Genomic DNA, 4142 nt, shown 5'->3' with positions numbered 1-4142 from the left:
TATCACAACTTTGTTACCTCTGTGTTGCTTTTGCAGATACCGAAGATGAGGCCGGGAAGTAACCGATCTCGACGGCATGCTGGATCATATTGCGAATAAACTCCAGGTTGGTTACCGGACACTGAATGCCAGCTTGTTCCAGCAGAGCTTTGGTTACAGAGCAGCCGTAACGGTAAGCCGAATCCTTGGCACCATCACCTTCGAGTTGTCCCATCGCAAGGTGGAGTGCATCTTCCTGAATGCCGGAAGACGGATTCAGCAGCCAAGCGCTGTAATCGTCAAAAGGCAGGGTTTCTACTGCGTAACCGAGCTGGTTTACCATAGCGATCAGTTCATCATATGGCAGTGGGTTCGGATTACAGATGTGGAAAATGCGGTTCGCACTTTTTTGCTTGACGGACAGTTCTACGATAGCACGGCTAGCGTAATCAATCGGTGTGAAGTCCGTATGCCAATCGGCTTGTGGCGCTTTGCCCAGCAGCAGCATCGCCTTCATCATACGATAATAAGCATTGCTGTCGATATTACGCTGGAAGCGTCCGTTGGCCGAATGGGCTGTCAAATTGCCCGCACGGTAGATCGAGACAGGCGTACCTGCTTGAGCTGCCTGGAACAATAGCTTCTCCGCTGCGAGTTTACTGTTCGTGTACAGATTGTCCACGTTCAGTTCATCTGGGAAGGCAGAGAGTTCCAATGTCGATTCCCATTTTCCTTCGTTTGCAAGATCCTCCGGTATTCCCATAGTGGAAACATGGTGGAAGGAGACTCCTGGCTTGGCTTGAGCGATTTTTAGCAGTTCCAATGTTCCGGTCACATTCGTGCGATCAAAGGTTGCCGAATCACCAAAATGGCGAACGTCAGCAGCGCTGTGAATGATACCATCGATATGTTGCTCCAGCATATGGCGATCGACAGAGGAGAGACCCAGATCTGCTTGTTCCAGATCTCCATAGACAGCCTTCACACGTCCTTCCATCAAGCTGGAGATATTTTGACCAAAATATCCTGTCAATACGGATTGAATACGCTCTAAGCCAGACGGACCGCTCTGAGAAGGACGGACCATGGCGTATACTTTGGCTTTTGTCCGGTGGAGCAGGTCATACAGAATGTGTGAACCCAGATATCCTGTGGCTCCGGTCAACAAAATTACGCGCAAGTCGCGGATTTCAGCTAAATCTGAAGCACCAGGCAGCTCAATAGGATGTTCATTCAAATCCGTTTTTCCCTTAGAAAACGCGAGTGACTTGCGCTGCGGCGCTTGTTCTGTTCCTAATTGCTCTACATATTCAGCAAGCTCACGAACGGTCTTGTAACGGAAGAAGTCTCCAATACGAAGCGCGCCATAACGCGGCTTCAGAATAGCTAGTACATGAATGACACGAAGCGAATCGCCTCCGATCAGGAAGAAATCATCGGTGGCGCCAATGTTATGTTTACCAAGCACTTGTGTCCATGCTTCGGCAATGAGTGTTTCAGTTCCTTCGCGGAGAGGTTCCCCGCCGGACGTAAGATCAGACACTTCAGGAAGTGGTCGCAGGGCCAACTTTTTACGATCAATCTTGCCTGTTGGTGAAATAGGCATGGCTTCCAGATGGATGACATGGGTCGGTACAAAGTAGGAAGGCAGCTTGCCTCCAATATAAGACTGAATAACGTCCTGTGGAATGGACTGTCCATCCGAAGTGGTGAAATAGCCAACTAGCATGTTCTGATCTGTGTGATCTTTAACGGCGACAACTGCTACGTCTTGAACACCTGGATGTTTGGAGAAATGATCTTCAATTTCCCCTATTTCAATCCGGTTTCCCCGAATTTTGAGCTGCGAATCCTTCCGGCTTACGTATTCAATCGTACCGTCTGGCAGCAGCTTGGCAATATCACCTGAACGGTACATTTTCTCACCTGGGACAAAAGGATTGTCCACGAATGATTGGGCTGTACGCTCCGGCTGATGAAGATAGCCGTGGGCCAACGCAGGCGTGGCAATGCATACCTCGCCTGGAATATTGACAGGACAAAGCTTGTTATCGTCGTTAACGATATACACTTTATAATTGTAAATCGGCTTGCCGATCGGGATATTAACGACATGTTCAGGTACGGCACCACGGACTCGATGGGTCGTTGTAGCTACGGTGCATTCAGTTGGTCCGTATACGTTTACGATGTCTGTATCTGTACCGAATTTGCTTTGGAACGCCCGAACTTGCGAGCCGTACAGCGCTTCGCCTGCCACAGTCACAATTCGAACATTTGCGAGTTTGCGATAACCTTCGTCTGACAAGTACGTAGATAGCTGATTAAAAAATACGGTTGGCAAAATAGTGATAATCGTCGTGCCTGTACGTTCGATGGCTTCGGCGAATTCTTCGACAGATACGCGCTCTTCGGAAGACAGCAGGTACAATTTTGCGCCATAAAACAAGGCTCCAATCGTATCCCACACCGAGGCATCGAAGCTATAGGTGGCGAATTGGGTCAATACATCCTGAGGTGTAATGTCACAATCGCGTTGCACGACAGCTCCTAAGTTAACAACACCGCGGTGAGCGATCAGGGCACCTTTTGGTTTGCCTGTAGAACCGGACGTATAGATGACATAAGCTAGATCATCCGGACTTACATCAACGTTTGGATTGCTAGCTGCATAACCCGCCAGTGGCCCATCAATAGCTAATATTTCTTTTACGGTTTCAATGGAACCGCATAGTTCAGCCGCTTGTTGGGTGAGTGCGGAAGTTGTTAAGACAAAAGGAGAACGCGTGTCCTCGACAATGTAGCTGCTCCGATCAGCGGGGTGAGCGGGATCAACAGGAACGTACACGCCTCCGGCTTTCAGGATGCCGAGCAGCGAAATAACGGTCTCCAAGCTTCGTTCCATAAAGATGGTCACGAATTCACCTTTGGCAAGACCTTTGGATAACAAAACACGTGCGACTTGGTTAGCACGCTCGTTCAGTTCACGGTACGTGTATTCCCCAGTATGGGATGCAATAGCTGGACGATCAGGATATTGGGAAGCCGCTTCTTCAAACATTCCGTGAATCGTCTGATGCTCAGGATATTTTACCACTGTATTATTTAAAGCTTCGTGAGCAGCACGATCCGCGTCCGATAATATGTCAATGGAATTCACAAGTGCATGGCTGTTGTTTAGCGCACCACGCAGAAGGGTTACAAAGTATTCTGTGTATCGAACAACCGTTGTTTCCAGCAAGAGTGATTGATCATACCGAATCTGGATTTGATAAGTGCCATTGTTCTCATTGACAGCCCAGTCCATAATACGGGATTCTACACCATTGTTTGAAGGTAGTGTTGATGAAAATGAAGTATCAGCTTGTGGTTCTGCCAGGAACGCATTAGACTCACGCAGCATCCCCTGAAATAAGCTTGCCAGATCATGAAAAGTGGTTTCTTTTTCAACTGTCAGCGATGCTGTAAGCAGACCTGATCGAGGCACAAAAGTAGAGAAAGAAACTTCTTCCTCCGCAGATAGACGATATAACCATGCAGTATATGCTGATAAGAGCACAGCTTGTCTGTTCTCCGCAGATGCTTGCTGATTCAATTGTTCCGAGATGGACGCTTCTAACTCTACCTGATAAGTAGAGAATGTATGCTTGCGCTGTATGCGTGCAAAATCCAAGGGAACTAGGAATGGGGATGGAGCTGTCTGTGTGCTGTTTTGTAGTAATGATGCCATTACGCTAACCTCCTGAATGTCTGGGTATCTAAATTACATGGGAATTTAGTAAATGCCTCCGTTCCCTTCAAATGGATGAACAGGAGGGAGGCATTACCGAGCGGCCTATAAAATAAGCATTAAAATCGATAAATGGATATTATGATTTTTTACGGTTTGTGTCTGCAATTTTGAAATATGAAGTAATCTCTTGAAGCTCTTCGGACATGGTTGTCAGCTTATGGGAGGATTCAATGATAGAATCCAAAGAAGCTTTTTGTTCCTCTACTGTTTGCATAATGTGAACACTGTTGTTGGCTGTTTTGGTTACAGTAGAGGAAAGATCGTCTGCTGTCGCGGTCATTTCCTGTGTCCCTGCAGAAATCTCCTCCGTAGCACTGGATACTTCTTGGATTTGCCATGCTACATTTTTAGTGGCTTGGAGAATATCATT

At 47.3% G+C, this 4142-nt stretch carries 1 protein-coding gene and 1 pseudogene; both read right to left on the bottom strand.

The window, feature by feature from the left end:
- Positions 1 to 13: 13 nt before the first annotated feature.
- Entirely contained in the window at positions 14 to 3709 is a 3696-nt protein-coding gene (locus AC5V8P_RS23970; RefSeq protein ID WP_064798147.1) for a non-ribosomal peptide synthetase family protein, read from the bottom strand.
- Positions 3710 to 3848: 139 nt separating this feature from the next.
- Positions 3849 to 4142, bottom strand: a pseudogene (locus AC5V8P_RS23965) (methyl-accepting chemotaxis protein); the annotation flags it as partial.

This window comes from Paenibacillus sp. N119s, from assembly GCF_059447605.1.
The sequence above is the reverse complement of the archived record's forward strand: the minus strand, read 5'-3'. Positions and strand labels throughout refer to the sequence as shown.